Here is a 443-nt window from a genome sequence, read left to right as displayed (position 1 = left end):
ATGCGCGGTTTCGGCGGCTTCGGCGGCAATGCTGTGTACGTGAATTTTCTCGACGGCCTCAATCTCGGGCGCGGTCTTTCGTATGCGGTGCCGCAGATCGAGCAATACGGTTTGCAGCGTATCGAAGTGCTGCGCGGACCGAGTTCGATTCTGTATGGTCAGGCGAATCCGGGCGGCGTGGTGGCGCTCGAAAGCAAGCGTCCCGAAGCCGATCACGTGAATGAAGTGATGCTCGGCGCGGGCACGCACAATCGCTGGGAAGGCGCGTTCGATCTCGGCGGCGCGGTCGACGCGGACAAGCGCGTGCTCTATCGCTTCGTCGGTCTCGCGCGCGATGCGGACACGCAAGTCTCCGGCACGAAGGAGCAGCGCATTTACGTGGCGCCCTCGCTCACGTTGCGTCCCGATGCGAACACGGAATTCACGCTGCTCGCGAGTTATCA

The 443-nt window shown here is 62.5% G+C and carries 1 protein-coding gene; it reads left to right on the top strand.

Annotated features, from left to right (window positions below; translation table 11 throughout):
- On the top strand, positions 1–443 hold a 443-nt coding region (locus SB751_RS28235; protein WP_410748815.1), incomplete at both ends, for a TonB-dependent receptor plug domain-containing protein.

The sequence above is a fragment of the Cupriavidus sp. SIMBA_020 genome (genome assembly GCF_046535395.1).
Lineage (GTDB): Bacteria > Pseudomonadota > Gammaproteobacteria > Burkholderiales > Burkholderiaceae > Cupriavidus > Cupriavidus campinensis.
The sequence above is the reverse complement of the archived record's forward strand: the minus strand, read 5'-3'. Positions and strand labels throughout refer to the sequence as shown.